We start from the raw sequence: 25345 nt of genomic DNA, 5'->3' as shown, positions 1-25345 counted from the left end.
CCTTAATGCCATTAAACCGTCACAAAAGTGTGCCGGATGATAACAGGCTGGTGCCGGGAAAGTCGGGCGCTACAAAACCGGTAACCAAATGCCGGGCCCTTGCACGGGCCCGGTGCGGTCAGAAGTAGTAGGGGAATTTCAGGCTGAACGAGAAGTCTGGCGCGTCTTCGGTGAGACCGATGGACAGGTTGGGCACGATGGTCAGGTTGTCGGTGGCGGCGAAGGTCAGGCCGACGTTGAAGTTGGCGGCGTTGTAGTCGCTGTTGGTGATCGACTGCCAGTCGCCGCCGTCGGGCTTGATCTTGCTTTTGCTGGCGAACTGGTCGGTGACCGAGAACGACATGCTCATCCGCTCGTTCAGGGCGAAGGCGATGCCGCCGCCGATCTGCCAGGAGTCGCCCAGCTTGACGTCCCCTTTGACCTTGGAATTGACCTGTGGGCTGATGTCGCTGAACGAGTCCTGCATGTTGTAGGTGTAGGACAGGCTGGCGAACAGCACGGCGGGGTCGAACGTCTTGACCAGCGAGATGCCCGGCGTGATCGCCCAGACACCGTTGCCGGTGGGGAGACTCTCGGGTACCGAAAGGTTGTTGTTCGTCGGGTCCTCGACCAGCTTGATGCCGTACGGATCCTTGCCGGTGGGTGCTTTCACCCGCAGGGTGAGCACGGCGTCGGGAAGGTTTTCCGATTCGTCGAGGAATTTGTAGGCGATCCCGACGTTGACATCGCCGATGGCAGGGTCACGTGTAACGGTGGCGTCGGAGGTGACCGGCCCGGCACCGCCCGCACCACCGGAAGAATAGGTTGATTCGCGATAAACGATTGGCACGTTTATATCGAACTGCCAACGTTGGTCCATGTTGTAACGGGCGGTCAGGTCCAAGGTCCAGTTGTCCGCCTTGATACGGTCCAGGTTGATATTGCCGAGGAAGATCGAATCGAGCGCGAGGAAGCCGTTTAGGGTCAGCGCACGGGTATCGTAGTGCGTATACGTGAGGCCGGTTTCGACACTGAACTTGCCGCCACCGAAGAAGCCGCTGGCTTCGTCATACAGGTTGGAAACGCTTTGCGCCGGCTCCGAATCGTCCTTGAGCGACTGGCCGTAGGAGCTGCCGCTGCTGCCCGGGGCGCCGGAAGCCACGGTCTGGGCGCCCTTGGCCGGTGTCGAAGGTGACTTGGTCAGCCGTTTGGGGGGCGGCGCGGCAGGGGTTTCCTCGACTTGACGCACGCGCTGCTCGAGCACCATCAAGGCGTTCTGCTGGGCTTCATAGCGTTGTTTCAGCTCCCGCAGCTCCTGCTTCAGCGCCTCGACCTGAGGGTCTGGAGCTGCATACAGCATTGTGGCCGGGGTCAAGGTACTCAGACAGACTATAGCTTTGAACGTCAACGATCGTTGCATGAGTTAGCCGTCCCTTCAGACTACATACGATGAGAGTCAGCGTAGATCAGTATCCGAGCGCGCGAAGACCTTTGAGCTGGTCAAGATTGCCGTTAAGGGCCGCAGCAGGCACGTTGTCGCGCAGCACGACGTTGAGGGAGGTCAGGTTGCTGACCTGGTTGCCGTTGCCCAGCAAGGTGGCGTTCTGCATCAGCCCGCCCTGGGCTATCTGCTGCAGGGTACTGCCCTGGTTGTTGTTGGCCATGACATTGAGCTGCACGCCCGTACCATTCGCGGAAACGCTCATGGACCCCGCGGCGTTGCTGCCGACCAGTGTCGAGCCTGTGGCGAGCGCCTGGCCCTGCTGCGGTACGTCGGGCGCCTGGTTGGCCTTGGTGACGTTGATGTCGACGTTGTTGTAGGCCGTGTTGTTGTCGCCTGCGGCACGCACGACCTGAGTTACGCCGACAGTGCTGTCCAGGCCACCACCACCGGTGACGGTGCCCGTCCCACCTTTGGCGCCGCTCGAGCCCGTGCCTTTCTCGTCGATCATGGAGACATAGAACTGCGGCTTGATGGTCGACTGCTGGACCTGCATCGACGTCTTGGCCCCGATCACATCGCCGTTGGCGTTTTGCCAGGTGCTGGTCATGACCACGCCGAAACTGATGATCCGCCCCGGCAGCACATAGCGGCCGCGCAAGTTCGCCAACTCCTGGTCCTTCAGTTCAATGGGTTTGAACGTCTCTGCCTGGGCCGGCAGTGCGGCGGCGAGGCAGATCAGGGTGAGCCAAGCTGGGGTCTTCATGGGATGCTCCCGGAGCGTCTTGCTCAATTGTCATTAGAAGAAGTCGCTGCGGATGAAACCGAAGTCCATCAGTTCGGCGTCTTTGACCGGGGTGAAATTGTTGATGCGGCCCTTGGCGCTCAGCGGCAGAGGTGGGTCGAGCAAGGCATTGTTCTTGTCGTAACCCTGGCCGATCACGGCGAAGATGATGCCGTTCCAGCCTTTGAGAAAATCTTCGACCTTGTAGCGTTTGTGGCCGAGCACTGGATCGCCGATGTACACCCAGCCCTTGTCGACGCGCTGCATGACCACGAAGTGCTTGTAGCCACGGATGTCCATCAGTACCACCACGGGAATGCGCACGCTGGTGAGGGTGTCGGCCGCGACCCGGTAGCCGCGGGCACGCATGCCCAGGCTTTCCACATAGCGTTTCATGTCGAGCATGGAGAAGCCCTGCACCCGCACCAGGTCCTGGTCGGCGTGGGCAAGCATGCCTTCGATGATGTGTTGTTCGTCCACGTCCAGCCAGTAGGCCTGGCGCAGGATGGTTGCCAGCGCCGCGGCGCCGCAACTGAAATCGGTCTTCTGTTGCACCAGGTCGGCGAACTTGCGCTCACGGATGCTCTGGATGGGCTTGTAGATCACTGCGCCCCCCGGCAAAACCGAAAGCGGCATCTGCGCCGCTTCGCTGTAACTGGCCATGCATAGCAAAAACGCCAATGCGATCATCCGCATGGTCTTGCCCCCTGGTCCTGTTGAAGAAAGGCCCCCCGAAGGGGGCCTTACGGTTACAGCGCTCAGAACGAGGTGTTGGAGATGGCCAGCGAGTTGCTCTGCTGGTTGCCCACACCGGCGGCGACGTTGACGCCGAGGTTGCCGCTGCCACCGTTCACCGAGCCACTCAGGGTTGCGGTGTTGGTCACAGGGTTGGCCCAACCGGTAGGGGTCAGCACCTGGAACGACACGGTGTTGCTCAGGTCGTACGAGCTGGACTCGCTGTAGCTCTTCGAGCCGGACTTCGACGATTCGTTGGAGGCGCTGCCCGACTTCTCATAGGAGGAGTCGTAGGCTTTCTCGAACGCAGAGTCGCGAGCTTTTTCGTACGAGGAGCTGGAAGACTTCTCGTGCGACTTGTCATACGACGCGTCGATCGAGGCGGTCAGCGAAGCATCGAACGAGTCGGTGCGGCTGCGCTCGTGGCGGCCGAAGTCCTGGGTCTGGGTAACGCTGCCGCTTGCCGAGGCATCCAGCGAAGCGTTCAGAGAACCGCTTGCCGAGGAGCTCGAATCATGGCTACGCGAACCACTGGCGCTGGAGCTGTTGGAGCCACTGGCGTTCCAGCTGTTGGAGCCGGCGGCGTCCCAGCTCGACGAGGCGCTGCTGTCCTTGCTGTAGCTGGAATCCTTGTCGTACGAGGCGCTGCCACTTTTCGTGGTGGTGAGGGTCAGCGTATCGACCCGGTAGGTGCGGTCGGCGCTGTTGTTCACTACCAGGCCTGGGCCATTCTGGTCGGCAGAGGCGGTGGCGGTGGCATTGCCCAGTGGCGCATTGGAGTTGGCAATGGCCATGGTGTTTTTCTGTTGGTTCAGGTCGCCACCGGCAATGTTGATGCCCATGTTGCCGCTGCCGTTGTTGCCCGAGCCGCTCATGACGCCGGAGTTGGTGACACCGTAGTTGTTGACGCGGTTATTGTTGCTGTACTGACGTACGTCGGCGGTGGCCGAGGCGGAGCCGAACACGAAGCTGTTGTCCAGGCTCGAATCGGCGCCGGCGTTGGCGATGGCGGCGGCGTTGTCCTGTTGGTTGCCGGCGCCGGCCGCGACGTTGACACCGACGTTGCCGCTGGTGCCGGAGGCCGAGCTGCTCATTTCGGCTTCGTTCACCGTGCCTTCATTGTTGATGCGGTTGTTGGTGCTGCTTTGCTTGTCCCAGGCATTGGCGGTGGCATATACCGGGATCTTGGTAGGAGGAGGGGTGTGATGACCGTTGTTGTGGCCATTGTTATGGCCGTTGTTGTGGCCGCCACGTGGATCATTCTGCCCAGCTTGTACAGCCACAGCCATGATCGCAGCAATTGCGAAAACCAGAGGCTTGAGTGCCATCGAGGGTTTCATGGTGGTTCTCCGTACTTTGTTTTAGGTTAAGTGTTGTTGTTACCTGTTTGGGTCAATCTGCGACCCGGATGCTCAGGGTGTTGGCCGTTCGGTTTCCCACCCCTGCACTCTGATTCAACTGCACCACGCCACGGCTACCGGTGAATGCCTGGTCGCTGGTGCTGACCTGGCGATGGCCGGGTGTCTGGGCAGTTGAGTCCGAGCTGTTGATCAGCGCCACGTTCTGTTGCAGAAGGACGCTGTCGTCGATGCTTTGCGGTTGGGCACTGACGCTGATGCGCAGTGCGTTGGCTTGCTGGTTGCTGGCGCCGGCGCTCTGGTTCACGCCCAGTACGCCGTTGCCGTGGCTGAAGGCGTCGCCCTGGATGCTGGCCCGAGCATCTATCGAGGGGTCGACAGGCGTGCGCAAGCGTTGGCGGATCTGGGTGCTGGCGTTGGCGTCATGGCCGATGGCGATGGCGCGGGCATTGACCTGTTGCTGTTGATCGCCGGCCGCCTGGTTGACGCCCAGGTTGCCCTGGTATTGCGCACCCGAGCTGTCAATGGTGGCGTTGTTGATCACGGGGGATTGGGCGAAGGTCGGCGCACTGCACAACGTGGCCAGGAGCAGCAGCGTATGCCTCATGTCACTGACCTCCACTGAGGATCTTCAGCGCGCCCAGACCTTGCTGGACGTTTGAGTTGACCATGTTGGCGATGCCGTTGCCGCCCGAACCCGAGCCACGGCCACCTGCGATATTGGGCAACTGTGTCTGGTTGCCGATATTGCTGCCGATGGTGTTGGTCTGCTGGGTAATCAGCGAGTTGATACCGGCGCCGCTGGTGATGTTGGCGAAGTCACCATCGCTAAGCTCACTGGTCTGCCTGAGGATGTGGGCGGACGGGTTGGTATTGACGGTGACCGGACTAGGATCAGGGATGATCGGCGCTCGTATGGCGCTGCGGGTCTGCACGTCGCGGGTGATGACGACGATGCCGTTGTCAGCCCAGGTGGGCAGGCTGAAGCTAGAACCCAGTGCGCATCCGATCAGCAGGAGACGACAGACGTTGCCTTTATCAAGTTTCCCCACGATGGCAATTCCTTCTTCGGCGTGTTGGGCCTGGGCCGCGTTGCCAGAAGGAGAGCAGAAGCTGTGCCGGTTTTTGTTATTGCTTTTGAATCAGGTAGTTGAGGGGCTGGAGCTGGCGCGTCAAAGGATTGGTGTATCAGTGCTGAGACAGAGAGACGCCCCAGGAGCTGCCGGGCCCATTGAAGTCGGGCGCTGACAGGTTTTCGTCGAGGGTGTTTCACGGGTGTGACACTACCCCCGGATCTGGCCCAATACGCGCAAATCCGGGGGGCATGGCCCCACAGGGTGTATCAGCGGCTTAACATTCGGTGGGGCAGGTGGGGGATTTGCCGTCGAGCAGGCGCTGTACAACGCTCAACACCTTGGCGCTGCGTTGCGACCAGTCGCCATCGATCACCTGCACGTTCTGCCGGTTGCGTTGCAACCAGGCCAGGCTGTCGTCGAAGAACACCTGGCGCTCTTCCAGCCGGGGCTGGCAGCGCAGCCCGTCCCCGACCCATTCGACGCCCTCAGGGCGCAGCAGCAGGTGCAGGTCGTAATGGCGCGCCTGGATGGCCTGTTCCAGCCACTCGGGGCAATCGGCGAACAGTGCCCGGCTCCACAGGATATTGCTAAGCAGGTGGGTGTCGAGAATCAGCAGCTCCGGTGCCTGCGCCCGGCCCTGGTCTTCCCAGGCGAGTTGCCCACGGGCGATGGTGGGGATATCGGCGTAGCAGGTATCGCGCTGCTCGCGCTCCATGAAGTGGCGGACGTACTCACCCACCAGCACGCCACCGAAATGCGCCTGGATCTCTCCGCTCAGCCAGCTCTTGCCACTGGACTCCGGGCCGCACAGCACCAGGACCTTCATGCGCTGGCCAGCGCCGGGTCACGGCGCCACTCCAGCCAGCCGCGCACGGCAATCAGGGTGAACAGGGCATACAACGCGGCGGTGAGGTAGAGGCCCTTGTAGAGGAACAGGCCGACGAAGACCACATCCACCACCACCCACAGCGCCCAGCACTGCAGGCGCTTCTGTGCCATCCACAGCTGGGCCACCAGGCTGAAGCCGGTAAGCGCGGCGTCGAGCCAGGGCTGGGCGGCGTCGGTCCAGTGGGCCATGGCGGCGCCCAGCAGCAGGCTGGCCAGCAGGCCGATCGACAGGCCCTTGAGCATCGTCACGGGTGCCAGGCTGGTCACCTGGCGGGCGTCCTCGACCCGATCCGGGCGGGTCCACTGCCACCAGCCGTACAGCTGCAGCACGGCGTAGACCAGTTGCAGGAGCATGTCCGAGTACAGCTTCACCTCGTAGAAGATCCAGCTATACAGCACCACCATCACCAGGCCGATCGGCCAGCACCAGGGATTCTGCTTGACGGTGAGCCAGACGGCGATGACGCCGAGCGCGGCGGCGAAGAGTTCGAGGCCGGACATCGGCGATCCTTGGACGGGGAAAGGGCGCGATGCTAACCGCTTCGAGCGACCGGCTTCAAGCGGCGGGCAGCATCCGAGCTACCCGCCGCCTGGCCCTGCTAGACCCTGAACTGGCGCAGCAACTGTTCCAGTTCATCGCTCAAGCGGGCAAGCGCCACCCCAGCGTCGCTGGACTGGCGGGCGGCCTCGGCGGTCTGTTGCGACAGGTCGGCGGTTTCGGTGACGTTGCGGTTGATTTCCTCGACCACATGCGACTGCTGCAAGGTGGCGCTGGCGATGGAGGCATTCAGCGCCCCCAGGTTGCCCAGTGCCTGGTTGATGGCGTCCAGGCTGCTACCGGCCTCGCGGGCTTGTTCGACGGTCTGGCGCGAGGCTTCGCTGCTGGTATCGATGGCCCGCACCGCGGCTTCGGACTGCCCCTGCAGATGCTCGATCATGGTCTGGATCTCGGCAGTCGACTGCGCCGAGCGCTGGGCCAGCAGGCGTACTTCGTCGGCGACCACGGCGAAGCCGCGCCCCTGCTCACCGGCGCGGGCGGCCTCGATGGCGGCATTGAGCGCAAGCAGGTTGGTCTGCTCGGCGATCGAGCGGATGACTTCGAGTACGCCGCCGATTTTCGTACTGTGGCTGGCCAGGTCGCGGATCACCTGTACTGCCTGGTCGATGGTCGCCGAGAGCCGGTCGATCTGTTGCAGGCTGCCGTGGATCGCCTGTTGGCCGTGGCCAACCTGCGTCTGGGCGTTGCGCATTTCGCTGGAGGCCTGCTCGGCGTGCTTGGCCACGTCATGCACGGCGTAGGAAACTTCGTTGATGGCGGTGGCCACCTGGTCCATCTGCAGCGATTGCTGGGCGCTGCGGGCCTGGGCGGAGCCTGCGTTGTCACCGACATGGCCGGCCGACTCGGCAAGGGCATGGGCTGCGCCTTGCAACTGGCCGATCACGCCCTGCAACTTACCGTTGAAGCGGTTGAAGTGTTCACCCAGCTGGGTGATCTCGTCGCGGCCGTGGGTGTCCAGGCGCCGGGTCAGGTCGCTTTCGCCACTGGCGATGTTGCCCATGGCCTGCACGGCCTCCTGCAGTGGCCGGGCGATGCTGCGGGCGATCAGCATCACCAGCAGGGCCATCAGCAGGGCAATGCCCAGGCCCAGCAGCGAGGCATCGCGCAACTGCCTGGCGAACTCGGCCTGCACGTCGTCGATGTAGACGCCCGAACCGATGATCCAGCCCCAGGGTTTGAACAGCTGGATATACGAGGTTTTCGCCACCGGTTCGCTGGCGCCGGGCTTGGGCCAGCGATAGTCGACGGGCCCCGCGCCCTGGCTGCGGGCCAGGGCGACCATCTCGTTGAACACGGCGAAGCCGTCGGGGTCACGGATGGCGGAGAGGTCCTGGCCATCGAGCTTGGGGTTGGCCGGGTGCATGACCATCTTCGGTTGCAGGTCGTTGATCCAGAAATAGTCGTTCTGGTCGTAGCGCAGCCCGCGCACCACTTGCAGGGCCTGCTGCTGAGCGGCCTCGCGGGTCAGCGTGCCGGCGGCCTCCAGGCCTTGGTAATGGGCCAGCACGCCGGCGGCGGTCTGTACCACGTGGCGGGTCTTCTCGGCCTTGGCCTGGTACAGGCCGTCATGGATCTGGCGCAGCATCAGCAGGCCCAGCACCAGCAGCATGGCCACGGCCACCAGCAGGATCAGCCACAGGCGGCGGCTGATCGACATCGACCTCAGGGTCTTCATGATGCGTTACTCCAGTCTTGTTCTTTTTATCCAGGGCATCCAAGCATGCTTTGTCGCGGGCCCCCACTCGACCAACGGCTAATGCGTCGTTCTTGACATCCTCAGTTGCAGGTAACGCAAGCCTTGAAACATAGGCTCTGCTAGGATTTCGGCCGCGCCAGATGAAACCTTTAGGCGGCTGGTCTTTTCAGCTGGCTTTGGTGGTCCTTGCGCTGTAAAAAGCACGCGCCGCGTGCGGTATCAATTGTGTCAATCAAAACAAGCGGCCTGCCACGCGTAGCGTCGCACTTGGGGGAAAGATGGATTTGTGGAGTGCCTTGCAGGCGGTCATTCTGGGCGTGGTCGAGGGGCTGACGGAGTTCCTGCCCATTTCGAGCACCGGGCACCAGATCATTGTCGCCGACCTGATCAATTTTGGCGGCGATCGCGCCATGGCGTTCAACATCATTATCCAATTGGGTGCCATCCTGGCGGTGGTGTGGGAATTCCGGCGCAAGATCTTCGACGTGGTACTGGGCTTGCCCACGCAGGCGCCGGCACGGCGTTTCACCACCAACCTGCTGATTGCTTTCATTCCTGCCGTGATCTTGGGCGTGCTGTTTGCCGACCTGATTCATGAATACTTGTTCAACCCTATCACGGTCGCCGCCGCGTTGGTGGTCGGCGGGGTGATCATGTTATGGGCCGAGCGTCGTCAGCATCGGGTGGAGGTCGATCATGTTGACGAAATGCGCTGGAGTCATGCGTTGAAGATCGGTCTGGTGCAGTGCCTGGCGATGATTCCAGGTACCTCGCGCTCGGGGTCGACCATTATCGGTGGCTTGCTGTTCGGCCTTTCGCGCAAGGCAGCGACCGAATTTTCGTTCTTCCTGGCAATGCCCACCATGGTCGGTGCGGCGGTGTACTCGGGGTACAAGTACCGTGATCTGTTCCAGCCGGGGGATTTGCCGGTGTTCGCCATCGGTTTCGTGGTGTCGTTCATCTTTGCCATGATTGCCGTGCGCGGGTTGCTCAAGTTCATCGCCAACCACAGCTATGCGGTGTTTGCCTGGTATCGCATCGCCTTTGGCCTGCTGATCCTGGCGACCTGGGAGTTTGGCTGGGTCGATTGGTCGACGGCGCATGGTTGAGAGGGCCAGTACGCAGCGTGCGCCCCGGCGTGAGGAGGGCGTGCGCAATGCACGCCTGAAGGGGCTGGTACTTGTGGTGCTGTGCCTGTTGCCGGTGCTCGGCGGCCTGCGGATGGGGTTGAGTGGCGGGAACTGGTTGCCGTTGGCGATGTATCCGGTGGTGAGTCTGGTCAGCCTGTTGTTGTACTGGCAGGACAAGCAGCAGGCGCGGACTCAGGCTTGGCGTACTCCGGAGAAAGTGCTGCATGCCAGCGAGCTGCTGGGGGGCTGGCCGGGGGCTTTGCTGGCGCAGCAGGTGTTTCGGCACAAGACTCGGAAGGTTTCCTATCAGGTTGTGTGTTGGGGGATTGTTCTGGTGCATCAGGTGTTCTGGGTTGATTATTTGTTTTTGACGGGGCGGTGGGGGCTTTGATCTGACGGTTGTAGTTTTGGTTTTGGTTTTGAAAGTTGTATGCGCATTCATTTGTGATGTCGACGCTTATTCACCTTTCCGCCCTTACGGCGGGTCCCTTTTTGAAGGATCAAAAAGGAACCAAAAAATCCTCGCTCCATTCATCCGGCCCTCCGCTTCGCTCCGGGTTCCCTCACTCCGGCCTTGCTCCCGGGAGGACCGCGCTGAACGCCCCATCCTGGGGCGCAGCGCTTGACGGGCATCCATGCCCGTCACCTCCCTCCGCAAGACCTGCGTTCGGCCTCCTGAAGTCGCGAAGTTACGGGCGGCGCCTGCACTAACGCAGCTAGTCGCTAGTTGCCAGCGTGGGAACTCTAGATCAACATCGCGGAGCAAGCCCGCTCCCAACATAGTTTGACTACGTGATTCAACGTGGGAGCGGGCTTGCCCCGCGATAGCGTAATGAAGAACAACATAAAAGCCACTAACAAAACCAACATATCTGCTCTTGATCTGCTCTTGATCTTGCTTCTAAGTGCGCGATAGTTCAGGCGCCACCAATTGCGACTTCAGGAGGCCGAGTGGAGTTCTTGCGTAGTGGGGCGACGGCCATGGATGGCCGTCGAGCGCTGCGCCCCAGGATGGGGCGTACAGCGCGGTACCCACGGGAGCAAGAACGGAGCGAGGGAACCCCGTAGCGAAGCGTAGGGGCCGTATGAACGGAGCCGAACGGTTTTGCCTACTTTTGTCAAGACAAAAGTAGGTCGCCGTAAAGGCGAAAGGGTGACTAAATGTCGACATCTTCCACGAATGCGCCTACAAAAACCAAAACAATCACCCCGAACCCGAACCCGAACCCAAAGAAAAAAGGAACCGCAGCGCCAGGGGAGAACCAACGCCACGGTCCAAGGGGAAACCCCGTCACTGCTGGGTAACAGTCGCCATATTGACATTCCCGAACTGCGTAATGGTGGCCGTCTGACTAGCCCCACTCTGGTCGACAAATGCCTGGTTCCCATTCCCCCCCTGGGTAACGTAGGCGAGATTGACCCCATCGGTCTGCTTGATGGTCGCCTCGTTGCCACTGCCATACAGCTGATAGGTGTAGCTCTGGTTACCGCTGCCCGATTGATCGAGGGTAATGCTGCCACCGTTGCCCGCCGCCAGGCCCTCGGCGTAGTTGGCGGTGCCGCGCTGGTCGGCGATGAGCAGGTTGTCGCTGCCGTTCTGCTCGAAGTACAGTTCGTTGTTGCTGTCGGCCTGGCGGGTCTCCATCTGGTTGCGGTTGCCATCCTGGTTCAGCCGGGCGATCTGGCTGTTGCCTTCCTGGGTGAGATTGACCCCGTTGCCATTGCCCGACTGGTTGATCTGCGCCTGCTGACCAACACCGAACTGCCCGCCGGACTTCTCGCCCTTCCAGTTGCTGGCCATGATCTTGTTGGCGTTGCCCACCGTGCTGATGGTCAGGCTGTGGTTGTCACCGGTCTGGTAGGTGAAGTGCAGGTTGGTGTTGCCCACCTGGGAAATGCTGGTCACCGCCTGGTTGGTCTCGAACTGGTCCGACCAGCTGGCATTGCCGCGGCCGGTCTGGCTCAGGCCCGCGCTGTTGGCCTGGCCGAAACTCTGGTCGATATAGCCTTCGTTGCTCTGGCCGTTCTGGTAGACACTGGCCTGGCTGGCGGCCTGGTTGTCTTGCCACACCTCCACCGAGTTGCCGGTGCCGTACTGGTTGATGCCGATGGTGCCGCCCAAACCGTCGCGCTGGTCACCGTAGGCCCAGTTCTGCCGGCCTTCCTGGTAGATGGCGATATCACCGTTCTGGTGGGTCATGTGCTCGGCGGCCGCCTGGTTGTCGCTGCCTCCCTGCATGATCACGCTCTTGTTGTTGCTGCCACCGAACAGTTGCTCGATCGTGGCGTCGTTGCCATGGCCGGACTGCAAGGTGGTGGCCTGGCTGCCGTATTGGGTGTCTTGCCAGATGACCGAACGGTTGCCGCTGCCTTGCTGGACCTGCAGGGCTTCGTTGTTCTCGCCCACCGACTGGCTGGCGAAGGCGTCGTTGAGGCTGCCGCCGGCCTGTTGGTTGATGTGGCTGCCGTTCTCGAACAACTGCTCGGCGTAGCCGGCGTTGAACGAACCGGTGGCGCTCTGCTGGATATGGCTGGTGCTGTTGTCCTGCAGCGCCATGTGGTTGTGGTCGTGGCCAGCCTGGGTCTGTGTGGCTGAGGCGAACGGCGCCTGGGTCTGCTTGACCTCGGCGATGTTCTGGTTGCCCTGTTGGGACTGGGTCGAAGTGCTGTCGTCGGCCATGGCCTGGCCGGCCAGGGCCAGGACGATGGCAGCGCTCAGGGGGGCTAGCTTGTGCATGGTATTGCCTCCAAATCTGACGATGAGGGCCTAGCGGTACTGGGTGATGTGAACCTGCTGGCCGTTGCCGGCCTGGGTCACGGCGCTGTTGAGCCCCGTGCCGCGCTGGTCGATGGTCGCGCTGTTGTGGTTGCCGATCTGCTCGATGGCGGCGCTGTTGCCGCTGCCGCTCTGGCGGATCGTCGCGTCGTTGCCCTGGCCCTGCTGGCTGATCGCGGCCCTCAGGTCGCTGCCTTCCTGCAGGATGTAAGCCTCCTGCGCGCCCCCGGCCTGGACGATGCGGCCCAGCAGGGCCTGGCCGTTCTGGTCGAGTGCGGCGCGGTTGCCGCTGCCCAGTTGCTCGATCACCGCGACCTGGCCGGCGCCGCTTGGCAGCAGGCGCAGCACCAGTGGCTCGCCCAGGTCGCTGCCGGCGGCGAGGTCGGCGTTGTCCATCAGGTCGTCGGCCCAGGCCTGGCCCCCGAGGGCCAGGCAAAGCAGCAGTGGAAACAGGGCGTTCATGGCATCCTCCCGGCGCTACTGCACGACCACGTTGGTGGTGCGAGTGGTGCCCTGGCTGCTGGTCACGGTCGCGGTTGGCGCGGCGGTCGGTATCAGCGTGGTGCTGTTGCTCACCGTCAGGCGCCAGCGGCCGGTGACCGGCACGGTGGTGGTACCCAGGGTCTGCACGCCGCTGGTGGTGGTCACCCGCACTGTGATGGTGTTACCGGTGGTCACCGAGGACGTGCCGCTGATGTCCCAGTTGAAGCGGTTGTTGGAGCGCGCCGTGACCGTCGCCGCGGTCACCGCGAAGGTCTCCTGGGCCGGTCGTGGCGATACCTGCACCGTGACCGTACCAGGCGTCGAGGTGGCGCCGATCGCGTCACGGGCGACGTAGGTGAAGCTGGTGGTAAACGCCGCGGTGACCGTCGCCGGTGGCGTGTAGGTGATCACGTTGCCGTCGGTGCTCACCGTACCGCGCCCGGCCGGGGTCGGCTGGGTGACGCTGGCGATGGTCAGTGGCAGGTTGCCTTCCGGGTCGGTGTCGTTGGCCAGGGCGTTGATGGTCAGGGGCACACCGAGGGTGGCGACGCTGTCGGCCACCGCGGTCGGTGGACGGTTCGGCGCGACGTTGACGGTTACGCTGGTGACTGGCGACTTCAAGCCCTTGGCATCCTGGGCGCGGTAGCTGAAGGTCGCCACCAGCGGGGAGGTGGCCCCGGCCGGTGGGGTATAGGTCACCGCCGTGGTGCCGTTCATCACCACGCCGCCCAGGCCGGTGCCCGGTTGGGTGAGGTCGGTGATGCTCAGCGGCACGTTGCCGTCCGGGTCGCTGTCGTTGGCCAACAGATTGAGGGTGATCGGTATGCCGACACTGGTACTGGCGCTGTCGGCCTGGGCTACGGGGGCTTGGTTTTCGGCCTGTACCGGAGCATTGCCGACCACCACCACCGGCTCCACGTCGAAACCGCCGTGAGCCGACTTGACCGTGATGCTGGCAGGTGGCTGGGACAGGTCGTTGACCGTGAGACTTTGCTGGACTCCGGACTTGGACATCCGCCCGAAGCCCTGGACCAGCAAGTCCGGCACCGCGACTTCGTCGCTGGAACGGGCCTCGATCAGCAACCGCTTGGCGTTCCAGTCATAGCGCGCCGTGCCCACCTTGACCACATCGCTGAGCTTGCTTGACAGCGAAGTCGGTCGGGTAGTGCCGGCTGGGCTGCTGGCGGTGACCACCACCACCGAGGGGGGCACTGCCTGGCTCAGTTGCTGGCTGAAGAACAACCCGTTGTTGTCGGCGACCATGCTGAACTGGCAGGGTGAAGGCGGCGAGCCAACCAGCGCCAGGCCGTTGCGCAGGCATAGGCTGGCGCTGTTCGGCGCCTTGGCAAAGACTTCGACGCGGGTGCCGGTGGCGTTGCGCTGATAGGTGGCGCGCTCCAGTGTTGCTGGAGTTTGCTGGCGTGGGTCGAGCACCTTGCCAGAGACGCTGAAGACGTTGGTCTGGATGGTGCCCGCCGGGCCCTGGATGCGCACGAAGTTGGTGTTGTTCGGGCTGCCCGTCACCGCTTCGGTGATGTTAGGGTCGCCGACGAAGGTCTCGCTGGCGCCGGTGTCCGGGTTGACTTCGGTGTAGGGGCCGCCGACACCGCGCAGGAACGGTCCGAGGTTACCGTTCAGCGCGCCGCTGAAGTTGCCGGGCGCACCGATGCCGATGTCGCGAGTGATATTGATCGCCCGCCGGCCTGCCGTGGTTACGTTGACCGTCTCCACGCCATAGGGGTGGGTGATGGTGTAGGTGCCGGCGCTCGGCACCGAGGCGCGGATGCGGATGCGAGCGAAGCTCTGCTGGTCGCCGTTGACCGGGTTTTCGGCGGCGAAGGCCGCTTCCAGGCCGGCGACGTAGACTTCCAGCTCGTAGCCGCTGTTGCCTACCTGCGGAATCGAGGTCTCGGCCAGGAACCAGAACATCTCCGGTGGCCAGTTGTCCGGGAATACCAGCGGCAGGGCATCGTCATACACCCCTGGCTCGGGCAGCAAGGTGCACATGTAGGCCGGAGCGCCTGGAGCGCCCGGTGACCGGGTGCTGGTGGCGCGTGACTGGCACAGCTCAAGTGCGAGGTTGTTGGTGTCCTTGTACCACATGGGGTAGCCCCCGGTGGCGAAGGTGTAGGGGCCGGGGTCGACCTCCGACAGCGCGGCCCAGGCCGCGCTGCTGAGGGTGAGAGTGAAACCTGCGGCGCAGAGCGCGCGACGCGACCAAGTATTCATGCTGCCTCCTTGAAGGCGTGTCCTGTTCATGGCACCAGCACCACGTCTTCGCTGTCGCTGCCGCCATGGGCGCTGGTGACTTGCACCGTCGCTGGGGGGATCGGTGACAGCCCAGTGGTCAGGGTCTTGACCGCGCCGTTGCCGCTCAGGCTGCCGATCAACGCACCGTTGCCGGTGTGGGCTGTGAGAGACGGCGGGCTGGTCTCGTCGCTGCTGCTGGCCACCAGGGTCAGTTGGCCGCTGCCCAGGCTGTATTCGGCGCGGCTGATGGTCACCAGGTCGGTCAGCGGCATCGGTGCGCTGGTCGGGGTGCTGGTGGCGATGGCCAGGCTGTTGTCGGCGGTTACCTGCAAGGTCAGCGGCAAGGTGGGGTTAAGTGGCGACTGGGCGTACCAGGCACCGGTGCCGTTGGCCTCGCCGAGGGGCAGGGTGGGGGTCTGGCTGGTCAGGGTGACCGTGGCGGGCGCCGGCGGCGCCATCACGAACACATCCTGCTGGGCGCGCAGGTCGCCATTCACGGTATGACGCGAATAGGTGCTGCGCAGCGGGATCAGCGGCGTCGGGCGGTTGACCGTGGACAGCTTGCCGGAGATGGCGAACAGCTCGGTACGCAGGTCGATGCCATTGGGCCCTTCGATGCGCACGAAGTTGGTGTTGAACGGGCTGCCGGTGACCGGCTCTTCCAGATTCGGGTCGCCGATGAAGCGTTCGCTGGCGCCAGTGCCTGGGTTGGTTTCGGTATAGGGGCCGTTGACGCTGCGCAGGAACGGCCCGACGTCGCCCCTGAGTGCGCCGCTGTAGTCGCCTGGCGAGCCGATGCCGATGTCGCGCGTCATGTTGATCGCCCGGCGTCCGCCGGCAGCCACCTCGAACACATCGACACCGTAAGGGTGGGTGATGGTGTACGTACCGGCCACCGGCACATCGACGCGGATGCGCACCCGGGCAAAGCTGACCTGGTCGCCATCCACCGGTTCCTCGGCACTGAACGCGGCTTCGATGGCCGAACCGTAGCTCAGGTCGACGCCGCGGGCGGCATCGACGATGGCGGCGTCGGCAGTGAACCAGAACGCTTCGTCGGGGAAGTTGCTGGGGAAGACCACTGGCTGGGTGTCGTCGAACACGCCGGGCGTGGGCAGCAGCGTGCACATGTACGAGGGCGCGCCAGGAGTACCGGCAACCCGTGAACTCACCGCCTTGGACAGGCACAGGTCGAGCACCCGGCCGTGGCTGTCCTGGTACCAGGCAGGGAACTTGCCGGTGGGCAGGGTATAGGGGCCGGTGTCGACCGCATACAGCGCAGCCTGGGCCGGGAGCTGGAGCAGGCCGGCGAAGATCGCCACGGCCAGCGGGTGGGGTGTCGGTCGGTGCATGAGTTGCTTCCTCCTGCAAACGGGCCCATGGGTTGGGGCGTCTGGGGAGGAATCGGCAACTGTTGTGCCAAGTTTTTGCGGAGGGGCGTCCAGGGCCTTTGCGACGAGGGTTTCAACCTACCGGCATCGATCTGGCGAGGTAGCCATGGTGGGCGGGTGGCCCCAGCATTGGGGAATGGGGTGAGGCTCGGTGTCTGTCGTGGCTGATGACTGCCAGTCAATTCTGAAGCACACTGCCGAAAAATCCGATGCCCGTTGCCCCGCCTGAGCGAGGCACACCAGGAGCACGCAATGGCGCGACAACTTCCAACAACAACCGCCAATGACCCCTTGCAGCAATCTCGCCTGGTCCGCCTCAAGCTTGCCAGCGAAGGCGAACTGCCCTGCGGCATGCTGCGCGACGAGATCGACGCCTCCTGGCGGCGCAGCCTTGGCCATGGCCTGGACTGCCTGCAGGGCGAGCAGGTCGGGCTGGGTATTCGCCACGGCCTGGACCTGAACACGCTGCTGGAACACAACCGCCTGCTGATCGACGCGGCCACTCCCGAGCTGGACTACCTGATCAAGCGCCAGGGCAAGAGCGGCATCGTCATCCTCGGTGACGCCCAGGCCAACGTGCTGACGATCGACGGGCAGAAACACGTCCTACAGCGCGAGGGCCTGCGCGACCTGCACCCCGGCAGTTGCTGGAGCGAGGCCCTGCGCGGCACCAATGCCATCGGCACGGCAGTGGTCGAGGGCCAGGCGACCCTGATCAACTGCGGCGAGCATTACCTGGACCGGCTCAGCCCGTTCTCCTGCACCTCGGTGCCGCTGCGTGATCCGCGTGGCGAAGTGATCGGCGTGCTCGACGTGACCCGTGAAGGGGTCATGGCCCAGCCCCAGGACAGCCTGTCCACGTTGCTGCTCGCCGCCGGCAATATCGAAGGCCGGTTGTTCGGGCTTTACCATCCCGAGCATCTGGTGCTGGCCTTCCACAGCCGCCCGCAATACCTGGCCAGCGCCTGGCAGGGCCTGCTGGCGCTGAGCCTGGAGGGCGAGGTGCTGGCAGCCAACGACAATGCCTGCCAACTGTTGCAGATGCCACGCCAGGCGCTGCTCGGGCGGCGCAGCAGCGACCTGTTGGGCGAGCGCTCGCCGGCGTTCATCGCGCGCCTGTGGCAGGGCGGTGTCAGCAGCGTGCAGACGGCTGCGGGCGAGTTCTTTTTCCGGGCGCTGCAACTGCCACGGCATGCTCGCATCAGTGGCCCGTCCCCGGACTCCAAACCAGCAGCGCCGAAGGCCCAGGCACTGCAAGCGCTGGCCGGGGGCGATGCGCGCCTGGCGCGTGCCTTGCGCATGGCCCGCCAAGGCCTGGCGAACGGGCTGCCGGTGTTGCTGCTGGGCGAAACCGGCACCGGCAAGGAGGTGGTTGCCCGTGCCCTGCACCAGGCCGGTCCGCGTGCCGACAAGCCATTCGTGGCGGTCAACTGCGCGGCGATTCCCGAGGGGCTGATCGAGTCCGAGCTGTTCGGCTACCGCGACGGCGCCTTCACCGGCTCGCGCCGGGGCGGCATGGTCGGGCGGCTGATGCAGGCCCATGGCGGCACGCTGTTCCTCGACGAGATCGGCGACATGCCGCTGGCCCTGCAGGCGCGCCTGCTGCGTGTGCTGCAGGAGCGCCGCGTGGCGCCCCTTGGCGCCGGCGACGAGCAGGACATCGACGTGGCGCTGATCTGCGCCACCCATCGCGACCTCAAACGTCGAGTCGCCGACCAGCACTTCCGCGAAGACCTCTACTACCGGGTCAACGGCGTGTCCCTGCGCCTGCCGGCACTGCGCGAGCGCGACGACCTGGCAACGATCATCCAGGGCCTGCTGGACAAAGCCGGGGCCCGCGCTGTCAGCCTTGACCCGGCACTGGTTGCGCTGCTGGAGAACTTCGACTGGCCGGGCAACATCCGCCAGCTGGAAATGGTGGTGCGCACCGCCCTGGCGATGCGCGAGGAGGGCGAGCAGGTGCTGACCCTCGATCACCTCACCGACTGCCTGCTCGATGAACTGGCCAGCGGCGCCGCGCCGTCCGGTAGCCTGCGCGACAACGAACTGGAACTGATTCGCGCTGCGCTGGCCCGGCATCAGGGCAATGTCTCGGCCGCGGCCGAGGCCCTGGGCATCAGCCGGGCGACGCTGTATCGCAAGCTCAAGCAGTTGCGTGGTTGAGCCATGGGCGGACTGTTTTCCCGATTGATCGAATCCAGCGACCCGCAGTTGATGCGCCAGGCCCTGGCGTGGCTCTACGGCTTCGTGCGCCCGCAGCGTGGCGCCATCGGCGTGCTCCTGGGGTTGTCCCTGGGCGCCTCGCTGCTGGCCCTGGCGCAACCCTGGCTGGTCAAGACGCTGATCGACGAGGGCCTGCTGGCCAAGGATTACCAGACCCTCTGGCACATGGCGGTGATCATGATCGTCGCCGGCCTGCTCGGCACGCTGCTGGCAGGGATCAACCGCTACCTGCACACGCGCCTGTCCGGGCGCATCCTGTTCGCCCTGCGCGACGACTTGTACCGTCATCTGCAACAACTTTCGCCGACCTTCTACGGGCGGCGGCGCACCGGTGACATCCTGTCGCGGCTCGATGGCGATGTCGCCGAGATCCAGCGCTTTGCCGTGGACTCGCTGTTCTCGGCGGTGTCGGCGCTGATCGGCCTGGTCGGCGCGGTGGCCTTGATGCTGATGCTGTCCTGGCAGCTGTCGCTGCTGCTGGCGTTGCTGATTCCGCTCGAAGTGCTGTGGCTGCGCTGGATGCGACGCAAGGTCGAGCGCGAGGTGCGCAGCCTGCGCGAACGCTCGGCGGACGTGTCGTCGTTCCTGGTCGAGACGCTGCCGGCGATGAAGTTCATCCAGGCCGCCGGCCAGCAGCGGCGTGAGGCCGAGCGCCTCGATCAGTTGGGGCAGGGCTACATGGGGCAACTGCTCAGGGTGCAGGTCACCGAGTTCTTTACCCAGGCGGTGCCCGGCACACTGACTTCCTGGTGCCGGGCCTGCGCATTCCTGGTCGGCGGCTGGTGGGTGATCCAGGGCACCTGGCAACTGGGCGCGCTGATCGCCTTTTCCACCTACATGGGTATGGCCGTCGGTCCGGTGCAGAGCCTGCTGGGCCTGTACGTCGCGGTGCAACGGATGGCCGTGAGCCTGGGACGGGTGATGGAGCTCAAGCGGGAAGCGCTCGCGGTGCGTGAGGTTGACGATCCCCGGCCCATGCCACAAGGGGCCGGGGAGCTGCGACTGGACGGCGTATCTTTCGCCCACGATGGGCGCCAGGGTATGGTGCTGGACCAGGTGCAGGCCTGTCTGCCCGGCGGCGCCAAGATCGCCATCAGTGGCGCTTCCGGCGTCGGCAAGTCGACCCTGATCGACCTGCTGCAACGCTTCTACGACCCGGATGGCGGGCGCATCCTGCTCGACGGCGTCGACCTGCGCGAGCTTGACCTGCAGGCCCTGCGGCGGCGCATCGCGGTGGTCAGCCAGGACATCGTGCTGTTTCGCGGCACCCTGGCGCAGAACCTGACCTACAGCACGCCCCAGGCCAGCCGTGAGGAGATCGAGCAGGTGGTGCGCCTGACCCGCCTGGACAGCCTGGTGCAGAGCCTGCCGCTGGGGCTCGATGGTCTGCTGGGCGAACGCGGCCAGCAGTTGTCCGGTGGCCAGAAGCAACGTATCGCCATCGCCCGGGCGCTGCTGCAGCAACCGGCGATCCTGGTGCTGGACGAGGCCACCTCGGCGGTGGACGAAGCCACCGAGCGTGAAGTGATAGCCGCCATCGACCAGCTGTTCGCCGGGCGTACGCGGATCCTGATCAGCCATCGTGCCTCGACCCTCGCCGATGCCGACTTGCACCTGGAACTGCGTGACGGGCAATTGCGCAGCAAGGAGCCCGCCGACCATGGCCGCTGACCCGTGTATTGGCGTGATCGACAGTGGCTGCTCGGCGCAGCAGGCCGATAGCCTGCTCGGCGCGCGGCGCTTCTGGCTTGAGGACGGCGTGTTGTGCGAGGGCGAGCCGCTGCCGGATGCCCTGGGCCACGGCAGCGCGGTGCTGGCGCGGCTGCGGGCCGAGTCCGGCGACCAGCCGGTGCTGCTGGCCCAGGTGTTCGCCGGGCAGGGCAGCACCAGCGCCTTGCAGGTGGCCGCTGGCCTGTTGTGGCTGGTGGAAGCGGGCGCGACCGTGGTCAACCTGAGCCTGGGCCTGCGCCAGGATCGCCCGGTGCTGCGCCTGGCCTGCGCCGAGGCCGTGGCCGCTGGCGTGCTGCTGTGCGCCTCCAGTCCGGCGCGGGGCGAGCCGGTGTATCCAGCCAGTTATCCCGAGGTTATTCGCGTCACTGGCGATGCCCGCTGCGCCGCTGGGCAATGGTCGTGGCTGGACACTCCTCAGGCCGACTTCGGCGCGGCGGTTGGCGCCGCCGGGGTGGCCGGCGCCAGTCTGGCCTGTGCCGCGTTCACTGGACGGGTGGCGGCCCTCCTGCGCGAGGAGCCCGGCATGACGCGGCAGGCACTGTTGCACTGGCTGGAGCAGCATGCGGCGTTCGTCGGCCCTGAGCGCAAGGAGTCGACCGATGTCTGAGCCGAGCATCCTGGTACTCGGTGCCGGACCTGCGGGGGCCACTACTGCCCTGGGGCTGCGGCGGATGGGCTACGCCGTCACCGTGGTGTCCGACTGGCGCCGTTTCGCCGCGGTGGAAGGTGTTTCGCAACGTGTGCTGGAGGGCTTGCGCCATGCGGGCCTGGGCGCTGCCCTGGCCGAAGCGACCACGCCGGCCACGCGGCAAGTGCACTGGAACGGCGAGCGGCTGCAACCGAACCAGGAGTGGCTGCTGGATCGCCAGCGCTTCGACCAGGCACTGCGTGATGACTTGAATCGTGCCGGTGTCGAGCTCGTCGAAGGGCGTGTGCGCGAGGTGGAACAGGGGCAGGGGTACCGGGTCCAGTTGGACGACGGGCGCGCCTTGCACGGCGATTTCCTGGTCGAGGCCCGTGGTCGTCAGGCCCCGTTGAGCGAAGGTCGCCTGCGCGGGCCGGAAACCGTCAGCCTGCTCAACCTCTGGCAAGCCGAGCCCGGCACGCCGGCCTCGGCAGTGGAGAGCCTGGACGACGGCTGGGCCTGGATGGCGCGGCTGGCCGATGGCCGCTGCTACTGGCAGGTGACGCTGGACGTGATGGCGGCGCGGCTGCCGGGCAAGACGGCGTTACCCGAATACTGTGCCGGGCGCCGCCGTGGCTCGGCGCTGGTGGCGCAACTGTTTGGCGAGCAGGCCTTTGCCCCTGCCCAGGTGCATGCACGCAGCAGCACCGCGATTCTTGTCGGCAACTGCGCAGGTCCTGATTGGCTGCGGGTTGGCGATGCGGCGATGGCGGTCGATCCGTTGTCGGGCAATGGCATCTTCCAGTCCTTGTCCTCGGCGCTGCAGGCGCCCGTGGTGATCAATACCCTGCTGCAGCGGCCCGGGCAGGCGGCCTTGGCGCAGCGTTTCCATCAAACGCGGATCGAACAGCTGTTCCTGCGTTTCGCCCGGATCGGGCGCGACTTCTACGCCCAGGAAGCGCAGCGTGGCACGCAGCCGTTCTGGGCTCGCCGCCGAGGCTGGCCGGATGCGCAACCGCTGCACGCGGCGGCAAACTGGCAGGCGGTGCGGGTGGAGCGCCGCCCGGTGCTGCGTGATGGTTGGGTGGAGGAGGCCGAAGTGGTGGTGACGGCTGATCAGCCGCTGGGGGTGTGGCACCTGCAGGGTGTCGAGCTGGCGCCGGTGGTGCGCGGGGTGCAGGCGGGCACCGGCCTGGAGCGCCTGGTGACACAGGCGCACCAGCCGATGGTCGAGCGCTGGTTACGCGAACAGGGCTTTTGATTTAGAAGAATGTCCCCACCACCAGTTGCAGGTAGGCACCGCTATCCCGGCCACCCAACTGCACGCCGCCATCCTGCGCACTGCGCTGCGGGGTGTAGAACCCCACCAGCGGGCTGATCAGCCAATGCTCGTCGACCATCCACTCCACATACAGGTCCACCTCGCGCCCACCCAGGTTGCCCTGGTCGGTGCTGAGCGGGTCGAAGTCGAAGTACAGCGCGCCCAGGGTCAGCCCCTCCCGTGGCGTGGCCTTGAGCGCCACATGGTGCACCTGGGTATTGCTGTTGAATGGCCCGGCGTAGTTGGCCGCCACCTCGCCCTGGAACCAGGTGCCATAGCCCCGGCTCAGGCCATAGAACAGCGGGTCGAAGTGCTCCGAGAAGCGGCTGTAGCGGTAGGTGGCGGTGGGCGACCAGGGCAGTCCGGAGAAGGTCCAGTTGCCCTCCAGGTACCAGGCATTCTCGCGCCCGTCGGTGCGGTCCTGGGTGACATACTCGGCGGCCAGTTCGAGGTCTTTCACTCCCAGGTTGCCACGCCCGCGCAGGCTCACCGTGTCCATGCCGTCGCGGTGTTCCAGGCCAAGGATCTCGGCGTAGCGGCGGTCGACATCCAGGCCGCGGATCCAGCTCAGGCCCAGGGTGCCCGCGTCGGCGACATGCTCGAGGTTGGCCACCGCCATGGAGGTGTCGGCCTGGAACGGGTTGTCGGACTTGAGCCACATCAGGTCGCCGCGCCAACCCTGCTTGCCGCCCAGACGCAACACGGCGGTGCGGTCGAACGCCTTGCGCGCCGCCAGGTAGTAGGCGCCGCCACGGTCGAAATCGGCGCCCAGGTCGACGTTGCCGGCATTGACCGGGTCGCCCTGGATCAGGAAACCGTCGCCGAGGGTGATGACCTGGCGCCCACCGGAGAGATCGATGCCGTCTTCGCCAAGCGCCGGAAACAGGGTGCCCGAGCGCCATCCAAGGTAAGCGTCCTCGATGCCGGTGCGACGTTCGTCACCGAGCGTGAAACCCGCGGCGTCGCCATCGCCCCAGGTGGCCGAACTGAGCAGGCTGAAGGCGCCGTAAAGCGTGCCGTTGCCGGTCAGCGCCTGGCTGGCGCTGAGGCCGTACTTGACGTAGCCCTCGCGCCAGTTGCTGCTGCCGGCCTGGCGGTTGCCGAACTGGTCGAAGCTTTCGTCGCTGTGGAACACGCCGAACAGCGCTTCGAGGTTGGCGTCCAGGGTGGTGCCGGCGTGGTTGTAGAGTTCGTGGGCCTGGGTGAGGGGAGAGGCCAGCAGCAGGGCCAACGTGCAGGCGAGCTTGTGCGTCATGGTGTGCTCCATGTTTTTGTTGTTTTCTGGTTTTTTCATTGCCTGGCCGGGTCACATCGCCGGTCAGGCGATGAGGCCGGCACAGGTCAATCAGAGCTTGATCAGCACCGACTTCAGCTCGGTGTAGTGCTCGATCGCCGCCGCGCCCATCTCGCGGCCGACGCCGGAGAGCTTGTAGCCACCGAACGGCAGCGCCGGGTCCAGCGCGCTGTGACAGTTCACCCACACCGACCCGGACTTGATCCGCGGAATCATCCGGTGCACCGCGGCCAGGTCGTTGGACCAGATGCTCGCGCCCAGACCGTAGGGGTTGTCGTTGGCCAGGCCCACCACCTCGTCGAGGTCGTCGAATGGCATGGCCACCAGCACCGGGCCGAAGATTTCCTCCTGCACCAGGCGGTGGCGCTGGTCGACATCGACGATCACCGTCGGCTTGACGAAGTAGCCCGGGCCGAAGCCTTCGCCGCCGCAGGCGATGGTCGCGCCCAACTCGCGACCCAGGTCAATGTAGCCGGTCACCCGCTCCTGCTGCCGGGCCGAGATCAGCGGGCCCATCTGCACGCTAGGGTCCAGGCCGCTGCCCAGTTTCATCGCATTGGCGATGCCGGCGATATCGGCCACCACGTTGTCGAAGTGCTTGCGCTGCACATACAGCCGGGAGCCGGCGCAGCACACCTGGCCCTGGTTGAAGAAGATCGCCGTGGCGGCTCCGGCGGCGGCCTCCTGCAGGTTGGCGTCGGGCAGGACGATGGTCGGCGACTTGCCGCCCAGTTCGAGGGTGACGCGAGTCATGTTGTCCATGGCGGCCTTGCCGATCAGCTTGCCGACTTCGGTGGAGCCGGTGAAGGTCAGCTTGTCCACGCCCGGGTGGCGGCTCAGCGCGGCACCGGCGTTCAGCCCGGTGCCGGTGATCACGTTGAACACGCCGTCCGGATAGCCGGCCTCGCTTACCAGTTCGGCGAGCTTGAGGGCGGTCAGCGGGGTTTCGTCGGCAGGCTTGAGCACCACCGTGCAGCCGGTGGCCAGGGCCGGGCCGAGCTTCCAACAGGCCAGCAGCAGCGGGAAATTCCAGGCGACGATGGCACCGACCACGCCCACCGCCTCGCGGCGCACGAACGCGTGGAAGTCGTCATTGGGCATCAGCGGCAGCGACGGCTCGACCGTGCTGCCTTCGAGCTTGGTCGCCCACCCGGCCATGTAGCGCAGGAAGTCGATGGCCAGTTGCACGTCCATCACTTGGGCCACGGCGGCACTCTTGCCGTTGTTCAGGCATTCCAGCTCGGCCAGCTCCTGGGCATCGCGCTGCATCAGGTCGGCCAGGCGCCACAGCAGATTCTGCCGCTCGCGCGGGCGCATCCGGCTCCAGGCCGAGTGTTCGAACGCCTGGCGGGCGGCCTGCACGGCGCGGTCCACATCCTGTGCCTCGGCCGCGGGCACCTCGGCGAGGGCCTCGCCACTGGCCGGGTTGCGCAAGGTCATGGTGCGGCCGCTGGCGGCGTCCTGCCAGTCGGCGCCAATGCGCATCTTCAGCTGGCGTGCGAGGAAGGCACGGGTGGCGGGCAGGATCGGCAGTTCGGAGTGCATGGGACGGTGCCTCTTGTCATGGTTGTGACCAGGGCAGGGCAATGGGCGTGCCAAGCCGTT

At 65.0% G+C, this 25345-nt stretch carries 21 protein-coding genes and 1 pseudogene; 6 read left to right on the top strand and 16 right to left on the bottom strand.

Translation table 11 applies throughout. The features are described from left to right. Positions 1 to 118 precede the first annotated feature (118 nt). The 10 genes and pseudogenes from fapF to LU688_RS28005 all read right to left on the bottom strand — a co-directional run. On the bottom strand, positions 119 to 1399 hold the full coding sequence (gene fapF / locus LU688_RS15735) for a fibril amyloid transporter FapF (RefSeq protein ID WP_023630126.1): 1281 nt from the start codon (positions 1397 to 1399) through the stop codon (positions 119 to 121). A gap of 46 nt (positions 1400 to 1445) precedes the next feature. Next, positions 1446 to 2186, bottom strand: coding sequence for a fibril amyloid subunit FapE (gene fapE, locus LU688_RS15730; protein ID WP_023630127.1), 741 nt, complete (start codon positions 2184 to 2186; stop codon positions 1446 to 1448). Between the two features lie 33 nt (positions 2187 to 2219). After that, positions 2220 to 2900 (bottom strand): fibril amyloid maturation endopeptidase FapD, encoded by a 681-nt coding sequence (gene fapD, locus LU688_RS15725; protein ID WP_023630128.1) that lies wholly within the window; start codon positions 2898 to 2900, stop codon positions 2220 to 2222. 62 nt (positions 2901 to 2962) lie between these two features. Then, positions 2963 to 4279: an amyloid-like fimbrin subunit FapC gene (gene fapC / locus LU688_RS15720; protein ID WP_160290535.1), complete on the bottom strand. Its 1317-nt coding sequence runs from the start codon at positions 4277 to 4279 to the stop codon at positions 2963 to 2965. Between the two features lie 52 nt (positions 4280 to 4331). Next, complete coding sequence (gene fapB / locus LU688_RS15715) at positions 4332 to 4904, bottom strand: fibril amyloid subunit FapB (protein ID WP_160290534.1); 573 nt, start codon at positions 4902 to 4904, stop codon at positions 4332 to 4334. 1 nt (position 4905) lies between these two features. Next, complete coding sequence (gene fapA / locus LU688_RS15710) at positions 4906 to 5349, bottom strand: functional amyloid chaperone FapA (RefSeq protein ID WP_023630131.1); 444 nt, start codon at positions 5347 to 5349, stop codon at positions 4906 to 4908. Positions 5350 to 5647: 298 nt separating this feature from the next. Further along, complete coding sequence (locus tag LU688_RS15705; RefSeq protein ID WP_023630132.1) at positions 5648 to 6199, bottom strand: AAA family ATPase; 552 nt, start codon at positions 6197 to 6199, stop codon at positions 5648 to 5650. After that, positions 6196 to 6762, bottom strand: a complete 567-nt coding sequence (gene pnuC, locus LU688_RS15700; protein ID WP_094012027.1) for a nicotinamide riboside transporter PnuC — start codon at positions 6760 to 6762, stop codon at positions 6196 to 6198. Before pnuC ends, LU688_RS15705 begins: the two co-directional genes overlap by 4 nt. Before the next feature lie 98 nt (positions 6763 to 6860). Further along, on the bottom strand, positions 6861 to 7595 hold the full coding sequence (locus tag LU688_RS28010) for a methyl-accepting chemotaxis protein (protein ID WP_413697907.1): 735 nt from the start codon (positions 7593 to 7595) through the stop codon (positions 6861 to 6863). A 138-nt stretch (positions 7596 to 7733) separates the two neighbouring features. Beyond that, positions 7734 to 8405 (bottom strand): annotated as a pseudogene (locus LU688_RS28005) (cache domain-containing protein); the annotation flags it as partial. 389 nt (positions 8406 to 8794) lie between these two features. On the opposite strand from LU688_RS28005, the gene LU688_RS15690 reads away from it, so the two are divergent. After that, positions 8795 to 9625, top strand: a complete 831-nt coding sequence (locus LU688_RS15690; protein ID WP_094012029.1) for an undecaprenyl-diphosphate phosphatase — start codon at positions 8795 to 8797, stop codon at positions 9623 to 9625. Next, positions 9618 to 10037: a DUF1294 domain-containing protein gene (locus tag LU688_RS15685; protein ID WP_160290533.1), complete on the top strand. Its 420-nt coding sequence runs from the start codon at positions 9618 to 9620 to the stop codon at positions 10035 to 10037. The genes LU688_RS15690 and LU688_RS15685 overlap by 8 nt, the downstream gene beginning before the upstream one ends. A 900-nt stretch (positions 10038 to 10937) precedes the next feature. Here LU688_RS15685 and LU688_RS15680 read toward each other — a convergent pair. The 4 genes from LU688_RS15680 to LU688_RS15665 are packed head-to-tail and all read right to left on the bottom strand — an operon-like array spanning position 10938 to position 16507. Then, on the bottom strand, positions 10938 to 12383 hold the full coding sequence (locus LU688_RS15680; RefSeq protein ID WP_160291197.1) for a curlin: 1446 nt from the start codon (positions 12381 to 12383) through the stop codon (positions 10938 to 10940). A 30-nt stretch (positions 12384 to 12413) separates the two neighbouring features. Beyond that, on the bottom strand, positions 12414 to 12884 hold the full coding sequence (locus LU688_RS15675; protein WP_160291198.1) for a curlin: 471 nt from the start codon (positions 12882 to 12884) through the stop codon (positions 12414 to 12416). A 15-nt stretch (positions 12885 to 12899) separates the two neighbouring features. Continuing rightward, positions 12900 to 15134: an Ig-like domain-containing protein gene (locus LU688_RS15670; protein ID WP_160291199.1), complete on the bottom strand. Its 2235-nt coding sequence runs from the start codon at positions 15132 to 15134 to the stop codon at positions 12900 to 12902. Between the two features lie 26 nt (positions 15135 to 15160). Further along, complete coding sequence (locus tag LU688_RS15665; RefSeq protein ID WP_038706267.1) at positions 15161 to 16507, bottom strand: hypothetical protein; 1347 nt, start codon at positions 16505 to 16507, stop codon at positions 15161 to 15163. Positions 16508 to 16798: 291 nt separating this feature from the next. Here LU688_RS15665 and LU688_RS15660 point away from each other — a divergent pair, with 291 nt between their 5' ends. Genes LU688_RS15660 through qhpG form a run of 4 tightly spaced genes read left to right on the top strand, consistent with a single transcriptional unit; the run spans position 16799 to position 22386 of the window. Next, on the top strand, positions 16799 to 18709 hold the full coding sequence (locus tag LU688_RS15660) for a sigma-54-dependent Fis family transcriptional regulator (RefSeq protein ID WP_160291200.1): 1911 nt from the start codon (positions 16799 to 16801) through the stop codon (positions 18707 to 18709). A 3-nt stretch (positions 18710 to 18712) separates the two neighbouring features. Further along, positions 18713 to 20440: an ABC transporter ATP-binding protein gene (locus LU688_RS15655; protein WP_160291201.1), complete on the top strand. Its 1728-nt coding sequence runs from the start codon at positions 18713 to 18715 to the stop codon at positions 20438 to 20440. Beyond that, complete coding sequence (qhpE, locus tag LU688_RS15650) at positions 20430 to 21107, top strand: subtilisin-like serine protease QhpE (RefSeq protein WP_160291202.1); 678 nt, start codon at positions 20430 to 20432, stop codon at positions 21105 to 21107. The genes LU688_RS15655 and qhpE overlap by 11 nt, the downstream gene beginning before the upstream one ends. After that, positions 21100 to 22386 carry a flavin-dependent monooxygenase QhpG gene (gene qhpG / locus LU688_RS15645; RefSeq protein WP_160291203.1) on the top strand — a complete coding sequence of 429 codons (1287 nt, stop codon included), beginning with the start codon at positions 21100 to 21102 and terminating at the stop codon, positions 22384 to 22386. Before qhpE ends, qhpG begins: the two co-directional genes overlap by 8 nt. Position 22387: 1 nt before the next feature. On the opposite strand, the gene LU688_RS15640 is transcribed toward qhpG, so the two are convergent. Then, entirely contained in the window at positions 22388 to 23701 is a 1314-nt protein-coding gene (locus LU688_RS15640) for an alginate export family protein (protein WP_160291204.1), read from the bottom strand. Positions 23702 to 23791: 90 nt separating this feature from the next. Then, on the bottom strand, positions 23792 to 25285 hold the full coding sequence (locus LU688_RS15635) for an aldehyde dehydrogenase family protein (protein ID WP_160291205.1): 1494 nt from the start codon (positions 25283 to 25285) through the stop codon (positions 23792 to 23794). Between the last annotated feature and the right edge of the window lie 60 nt (positions 25286 to 25345).

It is taken from the genome of Pseudomonas soli (assembly GCF_021283165.2).
Lineage (GTDB): Bacteria > Pseudomonadota > Gammaproteobacteria > Pseudomonadales > Pseudomonadaceae > Aquipseudomonas > Aquipseudomonas soli.
The sequence above is the reverse complement of the archived record's forward strand: the minus strand, read 5'-3'. Positions and strand labels throughout refer to the sequence as shown.

What these genes read in the sequence shown, in the direction of transcription:
- fapF (WP_023630126.1), bottom strand. Translation starts at nt 1,399, where the DNA reads ATGCAACGATCGTTGACGTTCAAAGCTATAGTCTGTCTGAGTACCTTG.
- fapE (WP_023630127.1), bottom strand. Translation starts at nt 2,186, where the DNA reads ATGAAGACCCCAGCTTGGCTCACCCTGATCTGCCTCGCCGCCGCACTG.
- fapD (WP_023630128.1), bottom strand. Translation starts at nt 2,900, where the DNA reads ATGCGGATGATCGCATTGGCGTTTTTGCTATGCATGGCCAGTTACAGC.
- fapC (WP_160290535.1), bottom strand. Translation starts at nt 4,279, where the DNA reads ATGAAACCCTCGATGGCACTCAAGCCTCTGGTTTTCGCAATTGCTGCG.
- fapB (WP_160290534.1), bottom strand. Translation starts at nt 4,904, where the DNA reads ATGAGGCATACGCTGCTGCTCCTGGCCACGTTGTGCAGTGCGCCGACC.
- LU688_RS15705 (WP_023630132.1), bottom strand. Translation starts at nt 6,199, where the DNA reads ATGAAGGTCCTGGTGCTGTGCGGCCCGGAGTCCAGTGGCAAGAGCTGG.
- pnuC (WP_094012027.1), bottom strand. Translation starts at nt 6,762, where the DNA reads ATGTCCGGCCTCGAACTCTTCGCCGCCGCGCTCGGCGTCATCGCCGTC.
- LU688_RS28010 (WP_413697907.1), bottom strand. Translation starts at nt 7,595, where the DNA reads ATGGACCAGGTGGCCACCGCCATCAACGAAGTTTCCTACGCCGTGCAT.
- LU688_RS15690 (WP_094012029.1), top strand. Translation starts at nt 8,795, where the DNA reads ATGGATTTGTGGAGTGCCTTGCAGGCGGTCATTCTGGGCGTGGTCGAG.
- LU688_RS15685 (WP_160290533.1), top strand. Translation starts at nt 9,618, where the DNA reads ATGGTTGAGAGGGCCAGTACGCAGCGTGCGCCCCGGCGTGAGGAGGGC.
- LU688_RS15680 (WP_160291197.1), bottom strand. Translation starts at nt 12,383, where the DNA reads ATGCACAAGCTAGCCCCCCTGAGCGCTGCCATCGTCCTGGCCCTGGCC.
- LU688_RS15675 (WP_160291198.1), bottom strand. Translation starts at nt 12,884, where the DNA reads ATGAACGCCCTGTTTCCACTGCTGCTTTGCCTGGCCCTCGGGGGCCAG.
- LU688_RS15670 (WP_160291199.1), bottom strand. Translation starts at nt 15,134, where the DNA reads ATGAATACTTGGTCGCGTCGCGCGCTCTGCGCCGCAGGTTTCACTCTC.
- LU688_RS15665 (WP_038706267.1), bottom strand. Translation starts at nt 16,507, where the DNA reads ATGCACCGACCGACACCCCACCCGCTGGCCGTGGCGATCTTCGCCGGC.
- LU688_RS15660 (WP_160291200.1), top strand. Translation starts at nt 16,799, where the DNA reads ATGGCGCGACAACTTCCAACAACAACCGCCAATGACCCCTTGCAGCAA.
- LU688_RS15655 (WP_160291201.1), top strand. Translation starts at nt 18,713, where the DNA reads ATGGGCGGACTGTTTTCCCGATTGATCGAATCCAGCGACCCGCAGTTG.
- qhpE (WP_160291202.1), top strand. Translation starts at nt 20,430, where the DNA reads ATGGCCGCTGACCCGTGTATTGGCGTGATCGACAGTGGCTGCTCGGCG.
- qhpG (WP_160291203.1), top strand. Translation starts at nt 21,100, where the DNA reads ATGTCTGAGCCGAGCATCCTGGTACTCGGTGCCGGACCTGCGGGGGCC.
- LU688_RS15640 (WP_160291204.1), bottom strand. Translation starts at nt 23,701, where the DNA reads ATGACGCACAAGCTCGCCTGCACGTTGGCCCTGCTGCTGGCCTCTCCC.
- LU688_RS15635 (WP_160291205.1), bottom strand. Translation starts at nt 25,285, where the DNA reads ATGCACTCCGAACTGCCGATCCTGCCCGCCACCCGTGCCTTCCTCGCA.